The organism is Tessaracoccus pujii (assembly GCF_055326215.1).
Window position 1 is genome coordinate 50,622 of the sequence record NZ_JBUZNP010000007.1, and the last position, 21,785, is coordinate 72,406.

Below are 21,785 nucleotides of genomic sequence, written 5' to 3' on the forward strand. Positions count from 1 at the left end.
ACCATCGGCTCCCTGCAGCTCAGCGGCGAGGGCCGCAACTTCGCCATCCTCGGCAACGGGTCCTTCGACGCCCTCCCCGGCTTCGGCGTGTTCATCTCCATCGGCTCGGCCACCGGTGAGAGCTTCAAGTGGCCGTCGTTCCTGCCCGTGAGGATCGACGCGATCGGCATCACCTGGGACGACGTCGAGCGCCGCCCGGCCGACTTCGTGCTCATCCTCTCGGCCAGCGTCACCGGCATCCAGGGCCTGCCCGGCGTGCAGGTCACCGGCGCCATCCAGGGCATCCGGATCCAGCCGTCGCTGCTCGCCGAGGGCAAGTTCCCGATCATCGGCCTCGACGCCCTGGCCGTCAGCGTCAAGGGCAAGATGTTCGGCGGCGACGTGTCGGCCAGCCTGGTGGGCGGCATCCTCAAGCTCGACGCCACGCACAACATCATCGGTGTGTTCGACACCACCACCGCGGTGGCCCAGCGCATCTTCTACTTCGGCCTCGAGGGCAGCATCTCCATCGCCGGCCTGGCGGGCTTCGGCATCCGCCTCGGCCTGTCCGAGCTCGGCCCGCTGGCGGTCGCGATCTCCGCGAACGTGCCCGGCGGCATCCTGCTCGAGCCGAACTCCGGCCTGTCCATCAACGACTTCTACGGCGGCGTCGAGTTCTTCACCACCCTCCCGTCGATCGAGGACCCGTTCGCGCTGCGCTCGTCGGCCTTCCAGCTTCCCACCGTGCTCACTGCCGACCAGTGGCTGGCCAACCTCCAGACCCAGGTGGCGAACCAGGCCAAGGCGCTCGCTGCTGATCCGAGCAAGAGCGGGTTCGCGGCCGCGTTCACCTCGCCCATGGTGATCACCGGCTCGGCCAAGATCTACTCCATCTACACCTCCCAGGCCGTGTTCAACGGGCAGGTGACCGTCAAGATCTCCACCGACGGCAAGTTCCTCGTCATCGGCAAGCTCAACTTCGCCGCGGACAACATCTCCATCAGCGGCCGCCTCTACGCCGACCTGTCCAAGGTGGCCACCGGCAGCGTCGTCATCCTGTTCCTCGCCGACATCCCGGACCAGGTGCGCCTGCTGACGCTCTACGGCAAGCTCAAGATGGGCTTCCGCAACTCCTCCGGCCAGGAGGTCACGTTCGACGTCGCCACCCTGCCCGACCCCGTCGCCACCGCCACCGCGCCCACCGTCACGCTCGGCGCGCCGTCGGTGAGCGGCGGCACGGTCCAGCACTCCGTCATCAACCAGGCCGGCACCAAGTACGTCGACGTCGTCTACACCCCACCGCCGGGCGCATCCCTCAACGCGGCCAGGATCCTCGACGGCACGACGACCTTCACCCTCCCCGGCCGCACCGTCACCGTCGTGCCCACGGCCATCGTCTCGGTCACCACCGCCGACGGCATCGCGTTCGTCCCGCTGCAGCTCGACGCCACGGGCGCCTACGCCACCCGGCCCGACGGCACCCGGCTCAACATCCTGGCCAGGGCCGGCATGACTGACGACGCCCTGCGCCTCGCGGCCGTGCAGGCAGGCGGCATCACCCGCTTCCGCTACGACATCGGCTCCGCCGACCTCGCCCTCGGCACCTGGACCCTCACGTTCGCGGCCGGCACCGTCCGCAACGCCGACGTCACCACCCCCTCCGGCACCACTACCGGCGCGGGCAACGCGCTCACCACGCTGACATTCGCGGTCGTCGGCACCACGGCCACCCTCGCCAACCCGACGCCGAGCGCGGCCATCGACATCAACGTGCTCAACGGCCGCGGCTGGATCGACATCACGTTCACCAAGCCCGCCCTGTTCACCATCGACCCCGCCTCCATCACCGACCTCGCGCCCGAGTTCACGCTCGGCGGCGCCGGGGTCGGCACGGCCCGCCCCGATGCCGGACAGGCCCCGTCCCTCACCGGCAGCACGTCGACGACGATGACCTACCGCTACTGGCTGACCGGCCGGTTCGCGGCCACGGGCGACGTGACCGTCACCTTCCTCCCCGGCTCCTGGTCCTTCATCCTCACCCTTACCACCGCCCTGACCGTCACCGACGCCCCTGATGAGACCGGCGCGGGCAGCGTGGCAGTGCGGTTCCCGACCGGCGGCCAGGCGGGCGTGCCCGTCGGCTTCACCGTCGACCCCGACTCGGTCATCTCGCGCCTCAACGGCTTCAGCTTCGGCGGCACGGGCTGGGTCCTCACCCGCAACACCGCGGCCGCCATCACGGCCACCGACGTGCCCGGCGAGTTCCGCATCCCCGTCACCGTGACGACGGTGGGCTCGGGTGCGCTGACGGCGGCGCTCACCGCCGCGCAGGTGAGCTACACCGGGACGGTCACCGCCGGCTCGCAGGCCGGTCAGGTGATCACCGTCGCGCCTCGCACGTTCATCGACGTCGACTACACCGAGCCCGGGTCGGGCGTCTCGCTCGACGTCGCCACCATCCTCGACCTCGCGCCCGAGTTCGACCTGTTCGGCGGCGGCCTCGGCACCATCCAGCTCGACCTGTCGCGGCCCACGGTGCAGCTCACCGACGGCCTTCCCTCGGGCGTGCTGCGCTTCCGCTACTGGCTGACCGGCGCCTTCGATACCGGCTTCGCCGTGTCGCTGCTGCCGATCGCCGACAGCTGGGGCTACCGCGCCGCGACCGTAGCGCTGTCCGGTGGGTCCGTCAGCATGACCGCCGGGCAGGGTGCCAAGTCCCAGACCCTGAGCTTCACCCTCCCCACGGCGCCGACCGGGTACTCCTACGACGCCGACACCATCCGCAGCGCCGCCTTCCTGGCCAGCCTCACCTTCACCGCGCCGTCGGGATGGACGGTCGTCGTCGACCCGAGCGGGACGATCGGGCTGAGCGGGCTGACGCTCACCGTCCCCGTCCACGTTTTCCGCGACGATCCCACCCTTGCCGGGGGACCCGTCTCGGTGAGCCTCACCGCCATGGGTATGCCGGTCCTGGCCGCCACCGCGGCAGGTCTGCTCACGACGTCGATCGTCGGCGAGACCCGCAACTTCGTCGACGTGCCGCTCACGCCGCCGACCGGCATGACCATCAAGCTCACCAGCATCGGCACCGACGACATCACCGTCACGGTCAACGGCACGCTCGTCACGATCACCGGCGCGACCTACCTCGGCACGATCGACGGGGTGGTCTGGGTCCGCTACACGCTCGGGACCACGTTGCTCGCCAGCGACGCCGTCGTCGTCCGCGCCGCCACCAGTGGCGGCTGGACCCTCGTGGCCGCGGGCGGCGCCGAGTCCGCCTCCACGGCTGCGGCACCCGCCACCGGCACGCAGGTCGGAGTGCCCGCCGACGTGACCTTCGGCACCGGCACCGGAACCGCCGTGGTCCGCAGCCGCACCCAGACCTACCTCGACGTCACCTACCTCCCGCCGATCAACCCGACCACCAAGCTGCCGTACGCCATCACGGCCGGCTCGATCGGGTCGAACGACTTCACCATCAGCGGTGCGGGCTCGGGTGCAGGCCTCACGTACCTCTACGCGGCGGACCTGGGCGGAAACACTTGGCGCTACATGTTCGAGGGCACCTTCGTCGCGGGCCAGGTCATCATCACCTTCCAGCTGGCCAACGTCGAGGACGGCTCCGGCCGCAGCCCACCCGCCGGCACCACCACGCAGCAGACCTTCCGGGTGGTCGGCGCGACGGCCGACGTCGTGCGCACCGTGCCCATCGTCGACAATCCGGAGACCGTCGAGGTCGAGTCCGGCGAGACCACCCAGCCGGTCAACGGGGCCACCATCGGCCGCGACCGCCTCAACACCCTCAAGTACCTCGAGATCCGCTTCGCCGGCACCTCCGGCTTCGGAGTCGACCACACCACCATCAATGGCGACGAGCTCGAGTTCCGCGCACCCGACGGCACCCTCATCGCCCTCGGCGCCCCCGTCCGCGTCGGCACGTCCGACGTGTACCGCTACAGCTTCACCGCGACCCTCGGTCTCGGCAAGTACACCGTGACGTTCCTCGCCGGGCGCTTCGCCGACCTGGGCGGCAACCTCAACGCCGCCGAGACCGAAGAGCTCATCCTGGCCGCTCCCACCTCGGCTCCCGCCAACCCCGGAGCCGGCTCCGTCGTGGACGCCAAGGACCTCGAAGGTCGCGGCTGGGTGGACATCACCTTCGCGAACTTCCCCGGCACCGTCGCCGTCGACCGCGCCACGATCACCGACGCCGACGCCGAGATCACCATCAACGCCGGCGGGAAGGAACTCACCGTCATCGGCGCGGCCATGTGGCTGGGCGGCAACACGTTCCGTTACTTCTTCTTCGGCCACACGTCGGGCGACCTCGCCATCACGTTCATCGACGGCTCGTGGAGCAGCGCGCAGGGCACGCTGTACGCCGCCGCCGACCACACGGCGCCCACGCCCGAGTCGAACCTCACCGCCGCCGTCATCCTGCCGCGATTCTGGGTGTCGGTCCGCCTCGCCCCGACCTTCGGCACCACCGTCAACACCTCGACGCTGGGCTCCAACGACCTGACGCTCAGCGGCGCGGGCCTCACCGGCCTCAGCTTCGTCGACGTCTGGTTCGGCGCCGACAACGCCAACGGCAGCGGCCTGGCCTACTACTCGTACACCAAGACCGGCACCATGGCCGCCGGCACCCTGACCGTCACGCTGCACGCCGGTGCCTGGGCCGATTCCGCGGGCAACCTGGCCGAGGGCTCCGCGCAAACCATCAAGGTCATCGAGCAGGGGCAGTCGTTCTTCATCGAGCTGTCCGGCGGCATCCTGCTGCAGGCCGCCGAACTCCTGCCCGAGCCGCTGCTGCACATCACCGCCGAGGTCGTGCTGGAGATCGACTTCAACCGCAAGTCGTTCATCCTCACGTTCCAGGGCCAGATCTCGGTCTACGGTCTCGGCACCATCGGCGCCACCGCCGGCCGCTTCGTGCTCGTGATCGGCACCTCAACCGCCAACCCGATGCATCCGATCCCGCAGCTGTGGGGCGTGGCCAGCATCGAGACCAACTTCTCCGGCCTGGAGAAGTACGGCCTGTTCCTCGGCGGGTCGGCGCAGCTGCGGATGAACCTCACCAACGAGGTCAAGACCGAGACCCTGACCCTCAAGGGCGTTGGCCCCGGCGGCAGCGACCTCACCGACACCTTCGTGCTGCAGCCGTTCAGCTTCGGCTTCCAGATCGTCGGCCAGCTGGTCCTCAAGCCCGGCGGCACCGAGCTGATGCGGGTCCAGGGCGGCGTCTACCTCAACATCTCCATGGGCTCGAACCCGCGGATGGACATCTTCCTCACCGGCACGCTGTCGTTCGGCTCCGGATCCGCCCGCCTCGAGTACGGCTCGGTCACCGGCGTGCTCATCCTCGTCGCCGGCACGCGCAACGGCCTCCCGTTCTTCGGCGTTGCGGGCAGCATCAAGGTCTCGAGCGGCGTCGGCATCGGCCTGCCCGACGTCGGCACGCTGTTCTCCGCCAGGGGCTCGGTCTCGGTGATCTTCAACACCACCATGGCTGAGCAGTCGTTCACGGTGCCGACGGCGTTCCTGCCGCTGCTGCTGCCCGGCCAGTCGCCCACGTTCATCATCCCGGCGTCGGCGCCCGGACTCGACGGCCAGCCCATTCCAGGCGCGCTCCCGAGCGTGTACATCACCGCGATCGTCGAGGCCGAACTCACCATCGGCGGCATCCTCACCCTGACCGGCATGATCAAGCTCACCGCGGGCGTCAACGCCGAGGGCGCGTTCATCCAGATCGAGGGCGCGGTCGGCACCACCATCCAGTACCTCGGCGCTCTCACGGGCAGCCTCTATCTCGCGGTCTACATCGGCCCGCGCACGGGGATCGTCGGCCGCGTGCAGCTCACGCTCGGCGCCAACTCCATTCCGGGCGTCAGCCTCAACGGCCAGTTCCTTCTTGAGATCAACAGCTTCGCCACGCAGCAGACGATCCAGACCTACGAGCTGGAGACCGCCAACGTCGGCGGGCGCCAGGTGTTCGGCGGGTTCAAGCGCGTGGGCGGCAACCTCGTGGTCGCCAACGAGACGCTCGGCGTCGTCGCGGGCTTCCGCATCGAGATGTACGGTTCGGTCGTCATCAGCAACGCCCTCGACATCTTCGGGCACGTCGTCTTCACGCTCAGCTCGGGTGGCATCACGCTGGTGGTCAACGGCAGCGCCACGCTGCCCATCCTCGGCACCCTGTCCATCGTCGACTCCGGCTTCTCCATCACCTCGAAGGGCCTGGTCGCGCGGATCGACATCTCGCTGAACTCGAACTTCGGCGCCTCCATCGACCTCGGGTTCGCCGCGTCCGCGCTGCTGGAACTCAACACCACCGGTGCCGACGCCGTCCTCGGGTCGACCACCGTCAAGCCGGGCCTCAAGCTGCGGATCGAGGGGTCCATCAACTTCCTCGGCTTCGCCAAGGGCAGCGGCTTCGCCGAGATCCGCCTCGGCGGCGGCTCCTTCGTCATGGCCTTCGGCGTCGCGTTCGACCTGGCCGGCTTGAAGTTCTCCGCCAACGGCATCGCGGGCATCTACAGCGACGGCGTGGTCATGCGCGTGTCCGTCAGCGCCTCGGCGGACGCGTTCGTCTTCAGCCTGAGCGCGTCTGGAACGCTGTCGCTCAACACCACGGGTGAGGTTCGAGAGGGAGTCGAGCAGGGCTTCAAGCTGGAGATGACCGGATCCGTCACCCTGCTCAAGTTGTTCAGCTTCAACGCGGGCTTCACCATCGAGGTGGGCCGCCCGCGGCCCTGCGTGGAGAACGTGCCGTGCACCTTCCAGGAAGGCTCGTGGTACCTCAACGCCTATGCCAGCCTCGACTTCTTCGGCTTCAACCTCAGCGGGTCGATCTTCCTGAGCTCCGAGGGCGATTTCAGCCTCAAGCTCTCCGGTCGGATGCAACTGGGTGGCAGCTTCATGGGCATCCGCGGCAGCTTCTCGCTGGAGGTCTCCTTCCTCAAGCACCAGGACGCGTGGGGAATCACCTACTACACGCTGTTCATCGGCGGCTCGGCGAGCGTCGAGGTGTACTTCGACTTCAAGATCTTCGAGATCAGCCTCGGTGTGGGCCTCGAGTTGTCGGTCAGTGCCGACTCCCGCGAAGCCGACATCAACGGCGACGTGCCGCTGAAGTTCCGCATCACGGTGCGGTTCAAGGTCCTCGGCTCGTGGTACTCGCGCAGCGACACGTTCACCATCGGCACCGTCCGGTTCCCCGTCACGCCCTACCTGGCCAGCAACGGACGGACCGACTATCTGGCCGACCCGGACACCTCCGGTACCTACCGCAACCTGCGCGCCTGGGAGGCCAGCGACACCCAGCTGTACCTCAACGTCGGCGCGCTGCCTCAGCGGCAGGCCCGCAACGTCTCCGGAACGGTGGAGAACGAGACCGTCCTCATCGAGCAGCTCGGCAACCTGGACGGCAACGGGCGCGCCACCATCCAGATCACCGCCTTCGGCTACACCAGGACGTACCTGCACGTGGCCCGCGTCTACGGCTACTTCGGCAGTGGAGTCGACTCGGTGACCGTGGACGCGAGCGTCAAGATCCCGGTGCTGCTCGACGGCGGAGCGGACAACGACACGATCGTCCTCGCCGGCTCCCCGGCCGCGGCACTGCCATCGGGCACACCGTCCAGCGACTCGGCGTTGTGCGCCACCAACCCGTCGACCTTCGCCGGCAGCATCCTCTGCGGCGGCGACGGCGCGGACCGCCTCACGGTGACGAACTTCGCATCCGCAGTGGTCGACGGCGGCGGTGGCGATGACATCATCACCCAGACAGGCACAGGCACTGTCCGGTTCTACGGCGGCGCGAACAACGACACCCTCACCGGAAACACGCCCAACGCCAAGCTGTACGGCGACGGCGGCAACGACACCCTGCAAGGCCCGGCCGCGCTCTACGACGGCGGCGCCGGCGACGACCTCATCCGCGCCACCCACGCGATCTTCGCCAGCCCCGAGACCCGCCCGATCGTCGGCGGCGACGGCACCGACACCCTGGAGCTGCTCCTCACCGACGGCAGCGACACCTACACCATCACCAACCCGTCGACGAACCTGCTCCGCCACACGCTCGGTGGCACCACCAAGGAGTCCTTCGACATCGAGCGCCTGAGCCTCGACGCATCCGCCGGATCCGACGTCATCACGCTCAACAACATCAACGGCAACAGCTCCGGCCTCACCAGCATCGAACTCCAGCTCGGTGGCGGCGGCCTCGACGTCGTCAACGTGCTCGGCTCCACCGGTGCCGACAGCTTCACCCTCGGCACGCACGTGGGCGTCTCCACCGGCACCCGCACCACCGTGACGCTGGCCGGCTCTATCGGCTACACCGTCTACATCGCCGGTGGCGTGCGCTCTCAGGGCGACCGGCTCGTCGTCCGCGGCATGGCCGGCAACGACACCATCGACGCCTCCGCCGTGACCGTCGACCAGCTGGCGCTCATCCTCGACGGCGACGACGACTCGACCGTCGGGACCGTCGGTGACGGCAACGACGTGCTGATCGGCTCGCGGTTCGACGACGTGTTCTTCCTCGGCGGCGGCAACGACACCGTGACCGGCGGCCTGGGCCGGGACACCTTCGACGACGAGGGCGGCACCAACACGCTCGTCGAGTCCTTCGAGGGCGTGGACTTCGGGCTCTACGACGACGTGTTCATCGTCGGCATCGTCGCTGGCCTCGATTTCGCGGCGGGCGCCGTCGTCGAGGCCCTGGACGACCAGTTCGCCTTCGTGCGGCTCACCTCGACCGGCGACCGCGCCACCACCATCCTCGTCGGCGACGTCGACGGCCGCGTCAAGGTCGGCACGCTGACCTACGAGGTAGACCCGTGGACCCGCACCGCGTTCCTCGACCCCGGGCTCGGCAACGACCTCGTCCGCATCGAGCTCACCGGCTCCACCGGCCTCGCCGTCCACGTCCAGGGCTCCGCCGGCACCGACCGCGTCGTCGTTCAGGGGACCACCGCGCCCGACGACCTCATCCTCGACGTGGTCAGCAGCCCGCCCACCGATACGCACGCCAACCGGATCCGGCGCGTTTCCTTCGCCACCGGCACCATGAGCACCATCGGCACCATCACCTACGGCGGCGTCGAACTGGTCGAGATCAACACGCTCACCGGCGGCGACCGGATCGCGATCCGCGCCCTCCAGGTGGAGACCCTCCTCAACACCGGCGAGCACACCGATACCATCGCGGTCGGCTCGAACGCGGCCGGCGCGGGCACCACGGGCAGCGTGTGGACCAACACCGGCGGCACCGTCGACGCCGTCGACGCCAAGCTCACCGTCATCGGCGGCACCGGCCCCGGTGCCATCACCGGCAACGACCTCCTCGCCGTCGACGACACCGGCGACACCACGGCCAACACCGGCGACCTGACCTCCACGCTGATCACAGGCCTCGGGATGGCCGTCGGCATCACCTACAGCGGCGTCGAGTTCCTCACCATCGACCTCGGCTCCGGCGGAGACACCTTCACCATCCACAGCACCCACGCCGGCAGCACCGCTCTCACCACCCGCAACGGCGCCGACCTGGTCGTCGTGCGCAGCGTGGCCGGCATCACCACGGTCCACACCGGCGACGACGACGACATCGTGCGCATCTCCTCGACGCTCACCGGCGTCGGCGGCGACCTGGTCGGCATCACCGCACCCCTGACGATCACCGGCGGCCTCGGCACCGACACCCTCTACCTCGACGACGCCGGCACCGTCCTCGACCGCATCGGCGTCCTCACCGGCACCAGCGTCTCCGGCCTCGGCATGACCGGCGGCTCCCCGAAGCCGAGCCTGGTCCAGGTCGTCAGCGTCCTCGGCGCCGTCGACGGCCGCTTCGCCCTCAACGTCGCGGGTGTCGGCACCACCGGCCAGCTGGCCTTCGACACCTCCGCCGCCCGCATGCAGGAACTGCTCGGCAACCTCGTCGGCCAGAACAACGTCCGGGTCACCAAGGCCGGCGGGCGCTGGACCGTCCAGTGGACCGGCACCCTCGCCGACACCGCAGGATGGGGCCACACGCTCACCGTCGTCCCCGTGACGGGCTACCCGCTGCTTCCCGCCACCGTGGCGCCCAGCGTCCTGCGGATGACCGACGGCCGAGTGGACTACTCGCTGTTCGAGACCCTCGACCTCACCCTGGGCTCCGGCAGCGACGTCCTCAACGTCGACAGCACCCACGCCGGTCTCACGAAGGTGCACGCCGGCCCCGGCGACGACCGCGTCAACATCGAGTCCCTGTCCGGCACCACCGTCATCGAGGGCCAGGCCGGCAACGACTGGCTGCTCGTCAACGCAGTCCCCGGCCCCGTCGGCAGCAATCCGATGAACGGCCAGCGCCTGACCCTCGACGGCGGGGCCAACTCCGACAACTACCTGATCGACCTGTTCGGTGTGGGGAACAGCCGGATCGACGTCATCGACGTGGCAGACGGCGGCACCAATGTCCTGGCCGTCAACGGGTCCAGTCTGGACGACACGTTCCTGTTCCGCCGCGGGATGATCGCGCAGCTGTCCAACCGCGCCTCGGGCAACTGGTTCATCGACGCCGAGATCGTCACGTATGGCGCCACCATCACTGGCGGCGTGCTCGTGGACGGTCTGGCGGGCGACGACGCCTTCGCCTTCGACGACACCTCGTCGGTCCTCACCGTGACCGGTGGCTCCGGCAACGACGTGTTCCGCTTCGGCCAGCTCTACACGGGCTATGCGATCACCGCCCCCACACCCGGTACCGTGCAGGCGCACCTGGGCTTCGGCGACTTCTCCCTCCCGACATCCGCGACGGCAGACCCCGCCTACTTCACCGAGCACTTCTTCGCCTCCACCCGAGGCTGGCTCACCAACGGCGTGTCCTTCACCGCGCACGTGTACGGCGGCTCGGGCGACGACGTGTTCGAGGTGTTCCGCAACGTCGCCACCCTGAACCTCTACGGCGAGGCCGGGGACGACACGTTCATCATCCGGAGCTTCGTCCACGAATCAGAACTCACGGCGCTCGACGCCGGCGAGGGCCGCAACTTCATCCAGTACGCCTCCAACGCGCCGGTCAACATCGACGGCGGCTCCGGCTTCGACCTGGTGGTCCTCATCGGCACCGAGTTCAACGACGTCTTCGTCATCACGGCGGACGGTGTGTACGGCGCCGGCCGCGTGGTGCGCTACGTCAATGTCGAGCGCGTCGCGATCTACGGCATGGAGGGCGACGACGTGTTCCACGTGCTGTCGACGAACCCGGCCGTCGAGCTGTCGATCTACGGCGGACTCGGATCCGACCGGATCGAGATCGGCGGCCAGGGCGTGGCTGTCCAGGCCGACGACCTCCTCGGGCACACCGGCCTGATCAGGCACTCGGTGGAGAGCACCGTGAGCGCGTGGACCGGCATCCCCGTCGACGGCATCGCCGCCGAGATCATGGACAACGACGAGCCCACCGTCGTGGTGGCGCCGGCCGGTGGCCAACTCGTGCTTGTCGAGGGCGAGGAGGGCGTGCTCCTGGTGCGTCTCGCCTTCACGCCGACGTCGAACGTCCTGGTCACCCTGGTTGGGCCTGCGGTGAACCCGCTGTCGCAGAGCCGCTCCCGCGCCCTCGAATTCTGGAACGGCAGCACGTGGGAGACGTCCATCACGCTCACGTTCACAGGGACCGCGCAGCAGGAGGTCAGAGTCCGCGCGACGCAGGATCTGGCGGCCGAGGGCGAGCGCATGCACCCGATCGACGCCATCGTCACCGGTGGTGGCTACGACGGCGCCCTCGTCGCGACGACCTTCGTCCGCGTGCTCGACGACGACGCTCCCGAGGCGGCCGTGGTCGAGCCCGACGGTGGGCTCAGCGTGGTCGAACCCACTGGCGGCATCGGCGGCACCACCGCCACCTACGAGGTCCGGCTGACCCAGCGGCCCCTGGCCACCGTCACCGTCCTGGTCAGCGCGCCCGACGGGCTGCAGTTGTCGCTCACCGGTTCGGGCTGGTCTGAGACCCTGACGCTCACCTTCACCACGGCCAACTGGGACACGGCGCAGACGGTCCGTGTGCGCGCCGTGGACGACACCGCCGTCGAGGGCCAGCAGGTTGCCGCCATCACCGCAACCGTCACCTCCGGCGACGCCATCTCCGGCGCAGTGACGGGCCTGGGTGCGGTGCCGAACGAGTTCGCCTTCGCCTCCGGCCTGGCCGACGGCGTGCTCAAGGGATACCTGATCGTGCTCACCAGCGGCGATGGCGCGGGCCAGGTCCGGCGCATCTGGCGGAACACGGCCACCACCATCGAGATCGAGGGCGAATGGGACGTGGCGCCCGGCACGGGAGACACGTTCACCATCCTCGGTTACACCGCGCCCGCGACGAGCACGCAGATCGTCGGGACCGTGACAGCCATCTCCGGCGACCACCGCACCGTCACACTCAGCGGCGTCACGCTGCCCACCGTCAACGGCGGCCTGGCCGGGGCGCTCCTGCGGCTCGTGGGGGCCAACGGAACCGCGACGTACCGCACCATCGCCTCCAACACGGCCACGACCATCACCGTCATCGACGCCTGGGCATCCGACACCTTCACTCTCGGCGTCAGCCAGGTCTACGTGGCGGAGCTGCTCGGTGCCATCGTGCCCAGGGCCACGGTGCTGGTGCACGACGGCGACACCCCGGGCGTCGTCATCGCGCCCGTCGGCGGCGACATCCGGCTCGTCGAGGGCGCCACCGGTAGCCAGTTCGGCGCCACCGGCCAGTACACCGTGCGTCTCAGCACCGCCCCCACAGCCGATGTGACGGTCACGATCCAGGCCATCCGCTCGTACACGTACGGCGGCGACTGCTCCACCTCCGATGGCTGCTACGAGATCCAGCTCGAGTTCGTCCTGGGCTCCGGCCAGAGCCTCGACGGCGACGGCAATCTGGTTCTCACGTTCAAGCCCACCAACTGGTTCAAGACCCAGACCGTCACGATCCGCGCAATCGACGACACGTACGTCGACGGTGGCCTCGTGCAGGAGTTCGCCGACTCGGCCCGCCGCACCCACCTGATCCAAGGCCCGCTGTACGTCTCCGGTGGCGACGACCCGCATCCGCCGGTGCAACTCTCGCTGGACGGCTACCTGCCGATCGCGATGCCGGGCGAGACGTCCACCGAGCCGCAGCCGGTGACGGCCAGCACCGGGCGCGCCATCGAGTCGGCACAGGTCGACACCCTCATCGTGCACAACGAGGATTCCCCGGCCAACGACACCGGCGTGCTGACCAGCACCCGCATCACGGGCCTCGGCATGGCCACCGACTACGCGCTGGCCGGCCGCCCGGTGCTCGGCGGCATCCGCTACTCCGACTTCGAGGATCTGCAGATCCTGCTCGGCTACGGCGACGACACCTTCACCGTCGAGAGCACCCACGCGGGCACCACGACGATCAACGCCGGCCTCGGCAACGACACGATCACGGTACTCACCGTCGACGGGCACACCAGGATCATCGGCGGCCCCGACGCGCTCGGCCTCGGCCGCCCCGACAACGACCGCTTCATCGTCGGCACCGCGACGGGCCTTCTCGACCTGCTGCGCGCGCTGCTGGTCCTCGAGGGCGGCGTCGGCACCGACGTGGCCACCCTGCGTGACTTCGGCGACGACAACCACAACCTCGGCTGGCTGACCCAGGACACCGTCACCGGGCTGGACATGACCCCGCGCGCCTCCCTCGACGAGCTGGGCCGCCCGCTCGACCGCCTCTACTCCGTCACCCCCCAAGCCGGGGCCACCCACTTCACGATCATGCTGTCGCAGGTCGTGGGCGGCGTGGCCAGCGGCATCGGTGCGGTGACCTTCGCGGTGGGCACCGCCGCAGAGGCAGTCCGGATCGCCCTGCAGAAGCTGCTGTACCCCACCACCACAGGGGCCGACGAGGGCGTCTCGATGAGCTGCGGACTGACGGGCGACACTCGGTGCGCGGCCAGCGTGTACGTCTGGCTCGTCGGCGGTACCTACCTCATCGGCTTCCGCGGCGAGGTCAACGAGTCCACCACCCTGCCGGTCACCATCCAGCTCACGGCGCTCGGCGCCGGGGCGGCCGCCGTCGATACCGATTCCCGCGCGGGCATCCGCTACCTCGGTCTCGAGACGCTCAACCTGCAGCTCGGCTCCGGCAACGACGTGCTCAACATCCGCGGCACGCTGCCCATCACCAACGTCTCGTTCGGCATCGGCGACGACCGCGTCTACATCTCCTCGCGCGCCGACGTCGGCCTGACCGAGAAGCCGCAGTTCCTGGCCGGACACCTCGACCTCATCGAGGGCACCCTCAACCTCGACCTCGGCGCCGGCCGCCACACCCTGCTGCTGAGCGACGAGGACGCGGGCGCCGGCGACACCAACGTCCTGATCACCGACGTTGCCGCCGCGGCCCGGGCACGTGACGCCGCGCTGGCCCTCACCGGCGAGATCTTCGTCGTCGGACTCGCCCCCGCCGGCATCTCGTGGCGAGCGGCGACCACCGGTGGCAACTTCGCCGACGGCATCCGGATCTGGACCTCCGGGTTCGACGACCGCATCGTCATCGACGGCACCCATGAGCGCAGCGACGTCCGCACCACCACGTGGCTCAACACCGGCCTCGGCAACGACCACGTCACCGTCAACCTCACGGCCGGCCAGGACGGGTTCTTCGTCCTCAACACGCAGGGTGCATTCGATAACCTCCTCGACCTGAACGCGGATCTCGACGACGGGGACGAGCCGGCCGCGGCCGACCGCGTCATCTCGGTCGTGGTCAACGGCACCACCACCATCCCGCTGAGCCGCTACACCGTGAGCTCGCGCCTCGCCCTCATCGGCCTGTTCGACTCGCTGGTGCCCGGCGACTCCGTCGTCGTGACGCTGCACCTGACGTCGTGGACGGTCCAGAGCGTCGGCTCGTTCGCACTCGGGACGACGGCGGGCCTCGTGGGCTACCGCGTGTGGGTCAACGGCCGCCTGCTCGCCGCGAACGAGATCACGCTGACCGGCAGCACCCTCACCTTCGCCGCGCCCAACCAGCGCGACGGTTCGGCCGCTCACGTCGTGGTCGAGGTCACCCGCTCGGCCACACAGACCTTCCAGGTGCCTGCCACCGGTGCAATCCTGCCCGTGGGCCTGACCGACGACGACACCGTGGTCGGCACCGCCTCCACTCTCCCCCTCATCATCTTCGGCGGGTACGGCAACGACGATCTGCGCGGCGGCCAGGGTGCCGACGTCATCTTCGGCGACCGCGGCGTGGTGCAGTGGCACGACGTCTCCGGGGCCACCCCCGTGCTGGTGGCGCAGTCCGGCAATGGCGGCGTGGACGACTTCACCGACGGCGTCATCCGTCCCTCCACCGTCGTCACTGTCCGCGACAACTACCTCGGTGGAGCCGACACGATCCGAGGGCTGGGCGGCGAGGACGTCCTCATAGGCGGAACCGGCAACGACCGCATCGACGGCGGCGACGGTCGCGACCTCATCTTCGGCGACAACGTGCTTCTCGACCGCCGCACGACACTCGGCAACCACACCAACCCTCGCTTCCGCGTCCTGGGCGGCACGCAGATCTACTCGACGGCAGGCGGAAACGCAGCGGGCACCGCACAAATCACCGGCGCGTGGCAGAACGACCCCGCCGGGGCGACCCCCTGGAGCGACTTCCGGATCACCCTGCTCGACCACACCTCGACGACCGCAACAAACCTCTACGGCAACGACTACATCGCCGGCGGCGCACATGACGACGTCATCTTCGGCCAGCTGGGCGACGACGTCATCCAGGGCGACGGCTCCATCGACACCGCACTGACCGGCGGCCAGGACGTCTCCGCGGCCCGCGACGCCAACGGCCTTCTGGTGCTCAACCCGTCGTTCGAGGCAACCACCGACGGCGACGACTACATCGAGGGCGGCGGCGGCGCCGACACGATCTTCGGCAACCTCGGCCGCGACGACATCATCGGCGGCAACTCCAGCCTCTTCTCGCTGATCACGTCCGACCTGCGCTCCGATGCTGCCGACTTCATCTTTGGTGGCGCGGGCACCGACATCGGTCGCAACGACGACACGGCCGGTCACGGCCGCGACTCGGACACCATCGTCGGCGACAACGGCAACATCTTCCGGCTCGTCGGCATCAACGGCACGGCCGGCGCCGGCTACCTCGCGTTCAACTACGACAACTACGGCGGCCCCGCCAACGAGCGCCTGATCCCGCGCGCCGTCGACCTGCTCGACTACACGCCTGGCGGTCCGGACTTCCTGCCCGCGGCGCTCACCGGCAACATCTACGGCGACGACGAGGTGCACGGCGAGGCCGGCGACGACACCGTCTACACCGGCGCCGGCAACGACGTCATCTTCGGCGACGCCGGCGACGACGACCTCATCGGCGGCTGGGGACACGACTGGATCTCCGGCGGCACCGGCATCGACGGCATCCTCGGCGACGACGGCCGCATCTTCACCGCCCGCAACGGCACCGCGGAGCCTCTCAACGGCATCGCAGCCACCACCCAGCGCACCATCTACACGCCGGGCAAGGTCCAGACCGCGATCCTGTACCCGACGGACAAGCTCAACAAGACCGTCGACCTCACCCCGTTCGCCGCCGACGGCGCCTGGAGCAACCCGCTCAACCCGATCGCCTACGCCAACGACGTCATCTTCGGCGGCTGGGACGACGACTTCATCCACGGCGGCTCCGGCGACGACGCCATCTCCGGCGCCGAGGCGCTTGTCGAGGGCTACGGAGTGGGCGGCGTCCGCAGCGACTTCACTGTGCCGTTCAACGACGGGAGCCTCCTCGGCTTCGACCCGACCACCGGCATGTTCCCGCTCTACGACGAGTACGCGCCGATGAAGAAGATCATGCTCGGCGGTGGCGAGTGGTTCCTCAACTTCTCGCACCTCGACGGGCGCCCAGTCGGCGGTGTCTTCACCGACGGCGACGACGTCATCTTCGGCGACCACGGCAACGACTGGCTCGTCGGCGGCACCGGCCGCGACACCCTGTGGGGCGGCTGGGGCAACGACCTGCTCAACGCCGACGACGATCTCACCACCAACGGCGGACTCAACGACCAGCCCGACACCCACTCCACCTACGAGGATCGCGCCATCGGTGGCGCCGGGCTCGACATCCTCATCGGCAACACCGGCGGCGACCGCCTCATCGACTGGGTGGGCGAGTTCAACAGCTACCTCGTGCCGTTCGCGCCGTTCGGCCTCGGCACGGTCAGCCGCCAGGTGCCCCCGGGTCTCTACGACTTCCTCTACGACCTCTCGGAGGCACAGGGCGCGGACTTCACCGTGGCTCAGCTGGCCGGCCCGATGACTGAGGACCGCAACGGCGAGCCGTTCGGCGAGATCGGCCTCATCGTCCAGCAGGACGAGTTCTGGCAGGAGCAGACCGGTGGTCCGCGCGACCCGCAGCCCGGCAACGTGCCCGGCGGCAAGCGCGACGTCCTCCGCGCGGCCGACTTCAACTCCGGCGCCCAGGCGTTCTTCGCGGACTCCGGCACCTTCGTCGCTCAGGGCGGCACGCTCAACGTGACCGCGACGTCGACCTCCGGCGACGCGGTGGCGGTGTGGTACATCGACCAGTACCTGCCGATCTACTACGAGATCCACGCACAGGTGTTCCTGACCAAGCCCACGGCGGGCTGGAAGGCCAACGCCTACGTCATCTTCGACTACTTCAGCCCCACGGACTTCAAGTTCGCCGGCGTCGACCAGTCCACCAACAAGCTGGTCATGGGTCGACGTACAGCGGCCGGCTGGTTCGTCGACGTGCAGAGCTCCATCTCGGGCGGCGTGAAGTACAACACCTGGTACACCATGCTGGTGGCGGTCAACGGCACCACCGTGACCGTGCTGCTGGGCGGGACCGTGGCGTTCACGTACACCTTCGCGCCTCGGATCATCGACGGCGTGGCGGTGGGCCTGAACAAGGGCTTCGTCGGCGTCGGGTCCAACCAGGCGCGCGGCAAGTTCGACAACATCTCCGTGGCTGTCCTGCCGCCGCAGATCACGCTGGACGTCACCGAGAACTTCGACGACGGTGCCGGCCTGGCCGCGGACGTCGAGCAGGGCACCTGGACGGCGTCGGGTGGCTCGCTCGGGTCGACCGGGACGACGACAACCCCTGCCGTGACGCTTCTGGACCTCGGCGACACGCTTGAGGCCAACTCCTACCTCGAGATCACCGCGACGTTCACCCTCGGCGCCGGCGCCGTGGCCGGCCTCGTCTACGACTTCTACAGCATGGACGAGTACAAGTTCATCGTCCTCGACGTGGCGGCGCAGCGCATCGTGTTCGGCCACGTCACCGAGGGCCAGTGGTACGCGGACGAGGTCGTCGCCCGCACCCTGGTGGCCGGCCAGCCCTACACGATGCTCGTGACGATCAAGGGGGCGTCGGTGTCGCTCGTGCTCAACGGCGAGTTCATCCGCTCGCGCTCGTACAACTCGGCCTTGGCCGACGGCCGCGTGGGCCTGATCGTCGATGCGGGGTCGGCCTCCTACGACTCGGTCCGGATCCGCACCGACGGATACACCCCGCCCGATGCCCTCAGCGCGACCGCCGCCACGCTGACTGAACCCGCTGCGTCTGAGCCGATCCCGACGGAGCCTGTGCCCACCGACCCGGTTGAGCCGGCGCCGTCGGATCCTGTGCCCACCGACCCGGTTGAGCCGGCGCCGTCGGATCCTGTGCCCACCGACCCCGTCGAGCCGGCGCCGACCGAGCCCGCTCCCGCGCCGACCAAGCCGCGCAAGAAGTAGACGTCGCACCTGTCGCTCCTCTCAGGAGACCATCGCAAACGCATCAAAGCGGATGGACGAACCGCTGCCTCACTGCGTGTAGCGTGAGCGCATGAAGGCCGTAGTGGGACTGGCGACGTCGATCCTCGCGTCCGCTCTGCTCATTGCCTGCACCGCGGCCCCCGAGCCCTCGCCCACCCCGTCGGGCACCCCGTCGGCGTCGTCGTCGGTCTGGCCGGTCGCCCACTGCCGCGACCTCGCCATCATGGTCGGCGCCGCCCTCCAGCGCGTCGTCGACTCCTACGAGCAGCCCACGGGTCCGCAGAGCACCGCGTCACCCGTCGCGACCTCCACGCCCACCCCCAGCGCCGACGCCGACGCCGACGCAATCCAGGACACCCTCGCGGAGGTGCGCGAGGCCGTCGAGAAGCGCTACTGCGAGGCCGCCCAGATGCGCGACGACGTGGACGCGAGCATCGACGAGGTCCGCGCAGAGACGCCGCTGGCGGAGGCGGTGCGCGCGCGGCTCGTCGCCGGCCTCGACGGACGCATCCCCGAGCAACTCGTCCGGCGTGCGCTCTACCCCGACGACGACCTCGCCGAGGCGCTCGCCGAAGCACCCTCGGGCTCAACCCTGCTCCTCAGCGAGGGCACCTGGGACCTGACCGAGCCGCTGGTCCTGCTCAGCGGGGTCATGCTCGAGGGCAAGGGGATCGACGAGACCCGCCTGACCTCCAGCGCCGACGAAGCCGCGATCCTCGTCGCCACCGCCGAGACCATCGGACTCAGCTCGATGACGGTCGCCCGAGACACGTCCGCCCCCGGCTCCGGGCTCGTCGCCGGCGGGGCGGCCACCGTTATTCTTCGCGACGTCGAGTTCTCGGGCGGTCGGCCCGACGAGACCGGTGGGGGAGCCGGCGTCATGCTGGTGGGCGGCGACGACGACGCGAACCGGCACACCACGTTCGAGGCCACCAACGTCGCCTTCCGCGACAACGGGTGGGCGGGTCTCGCGGTCGCCGGCGCCCACCGGGTGAGCGTGGTCAACGCGACGTTCACCGACAACGGCGAATGCGGCCTCTGCTTCCTGGGGGAGTCCGACGGCTCGGTCACTGATGCCACGTTCGATGGCAACGGGATCGGCGTCGCCGTCGCCGAGTCCGCGCGCCCCACCCTGCTGGACGCGACCATCAGCGGGGGCGAGGTCGGCCTCCAGATCGATGGGTCCGCCGCGCCCATCGTCGAGGGTGCCCGCGTCTCCGGGGCGAAGCGGGCGGCGATCATCGCCGGCGGCACCTCGACGGGGGCGATCGCGGGAGCGACCTGCACCGACGTGGAGTTCGGGATCGTGGTCACCGACACCGCCGCGCCCACCCTCACCGACAACGACTGCGCCCTGGCGCGGGGCAGCGTCGGCTCCGCCTCGCCCTCGCCGACTCCCGGAGGTTGAGACGATGCCCTACATCGAGGAGATCCCCGCCCCGACGGCGATTCCGCCGCTGCCCACCTCGGTGACGGGTTTCGTCGGGGCCTGCGGCGACGGTCCGGTGGACACCCCGGTCACGGTCACCAGCCCGGGCGAGTATCACGCCCTCTTCGGGCCGAGCCTGGGCGTCGACCAGCCGCTGGGTCACGCCGTCGACCTGTTCTTCGCCAACGGCGGCAGCAGTGCGATCGTGGTCCGGGCCGCAGGCCCTGCCCCTGAGCAGCTGGTCCCCACCGACGGCGCGGGGGGCATTCACGCCCTCGATGACAGCGATGTGACGGTCCTCGCGATTCCCGGTCTGACGGCCGCCCATCAGCCGCAGGTGAGCGCCGCACTCGCGCTCTGCGCGGCACGCCGCGCCGTGATGCTGCTCGACCTGCCCGCCGGCCCGTTCGACTCCGAAACCAGGTCCGGGGTGCAGCAGGCGGGCCCGCACCGCGAGCGGGCCGCTGCCTACCATCCGTGGCTCGTGGTGGGCGGGGTGGCGGTGCCGCCGTCGGGCGCCGTGGCCGGGGCCATCGCACGCACCGACGCCGAGCGCGGAGTGTGGAAGGCGCCCGCCAACGTCGCTCTGCACGGCATCGACGGACTCACCGAAGCCCTCGACGGCGCGGCGAGCGACCTGCTCGCCCAGGACGGCGTGAACGCCCTGCGCCAGTTCCCGGGTCGCGGCCGGCTGGTGTGGGGTGCCCGCACCCTCGCCGGCGCGGAGAGCACCGAACCGGCGAAGCGGTACCTCTCGGTCCGTCGCCTCACCGACCACGTCCTCGGCTCCGTGGCCGCGGGGCTGAGGTTCACCGTGTTCGAGCGCAATGACGCAGCCCTGTGGGTGCGGGTGAGGACGATGGTCGAGAACTTTCTGGTCGACCTCTGGCGCCGGGGCGCGTTGCAGGGCGCCAAGCCGGAGCATGCGTACGGCGTGCGGTGCGGACTGGGTGAGACGATGACTCAGGCTGACGTCGAGGCGGGTCACCTGATCCTCGAGCTCTTCGTCGCGACGGTGAGGCCCGCCGAGTTCGACGTCCACCGCCTGAGTCTGCAGACCCAGGTCGCGGCCGGGGACCCGCCGGTCGGTGATGCCCTCGCCGGGCGGATCCTCACGCGCCCCGACCCCGCGTCGGCGAATCTGCGCACCGTCGACCTGGGGCAGGTCGTGTCGCGCTACATCGGGGAGACGGAGAAGAACCTTGCCGCGGTGTTCGACGCGGCGGAGCGCGACGGCGCGGTGTTGCTGTTCGACGAGGCCGACGCGCTGTTCGGCAGGCGGACGGGGGTCCGCGATGCCCACGACCGCTATGCCGACCAGAAGATCAGCCACCTCATCGAACGGATGGCAGGCGAGCGCGGCGTCGAGGTGCGCTGGACCTCCGAGGATTAGTCGACGCCCGGGCCTGCGGCAGGCGTTCCCCCAGGCAGCGCTTCGGACGCGTCAGGGGCGCGGCGACCGTTCTGGAGGAACGATTCCCGCACGGCTCCGAGCCGCTCGCCGTGGGCTCAGGGGCGGCCAAGGGTGGGGCGGTGTAGACGTAGGCGGTTCGGCCGGCGC

Annotated in this window: 3 protein-coding genes (1 of these 3 only partly in view); all 3 read left to right on the top strand. The window is 69.7% G+C overall.

Translation table 11 applies throughout. The features are described from left to right. A protein-coding gene (locus tag ACZK5N_RS11045) for a hypothetical protein (RefSeq protein WP_463624954.1) crosses the window boundary here: on the top strand, positions 1-18,774 show its 3' portion. It extends 18,684 nt beyond the left edge of the window; only the last 18,774 of its 37,458 coding nucleotides appear in the window; its start codon lies off the left edge, out of view; its stop codon occupies positions 18,772-18,774. Between the two features lie 91 nt (positions 18,775-18,865). Next, entirely contained in the window at positions 18,866-20,203 is a 1,338-nt protein-coding gene (locus ACZK5N_RS11050) for a right-handed parallel beta-helix repeat-containing protein (RefSeq protein WP_459018507.1), read from the top strand. 4 nt (positions 20,204-20,207) lie between these two features. Then, positions 20,208-21,617, top strand: coding sequence for a phage tail sheath family protein (locus tag ACZK5N_RS11055; protein ID WP_459018508.1), 1,410 nt, complete (start codon positions 20,208-20,210; stop codon positions 21,615-21,617). The last annotated feature ends 168 nt before the right edge of the window (positions 21,618-21,785 follow it).

Bases quoted from the DNA above. Each gene is read 5' to 3' on its own strand.
- ACZK5N_RS11050 (WP_459018507.1), top strand. From the start codon at position 18,866: ATGAAGGCCGTAGTGGGACTGGCGACGTCGATCCTCGCGTCCGCTCTG.
- ACZK5N_RS11055 (WP_459018508.1), top strand. From the start codon at position 20,208: ATGCCCTACATCGAGGAGATCCCCGCCCCGACGGCGATTCCGCCGCTG.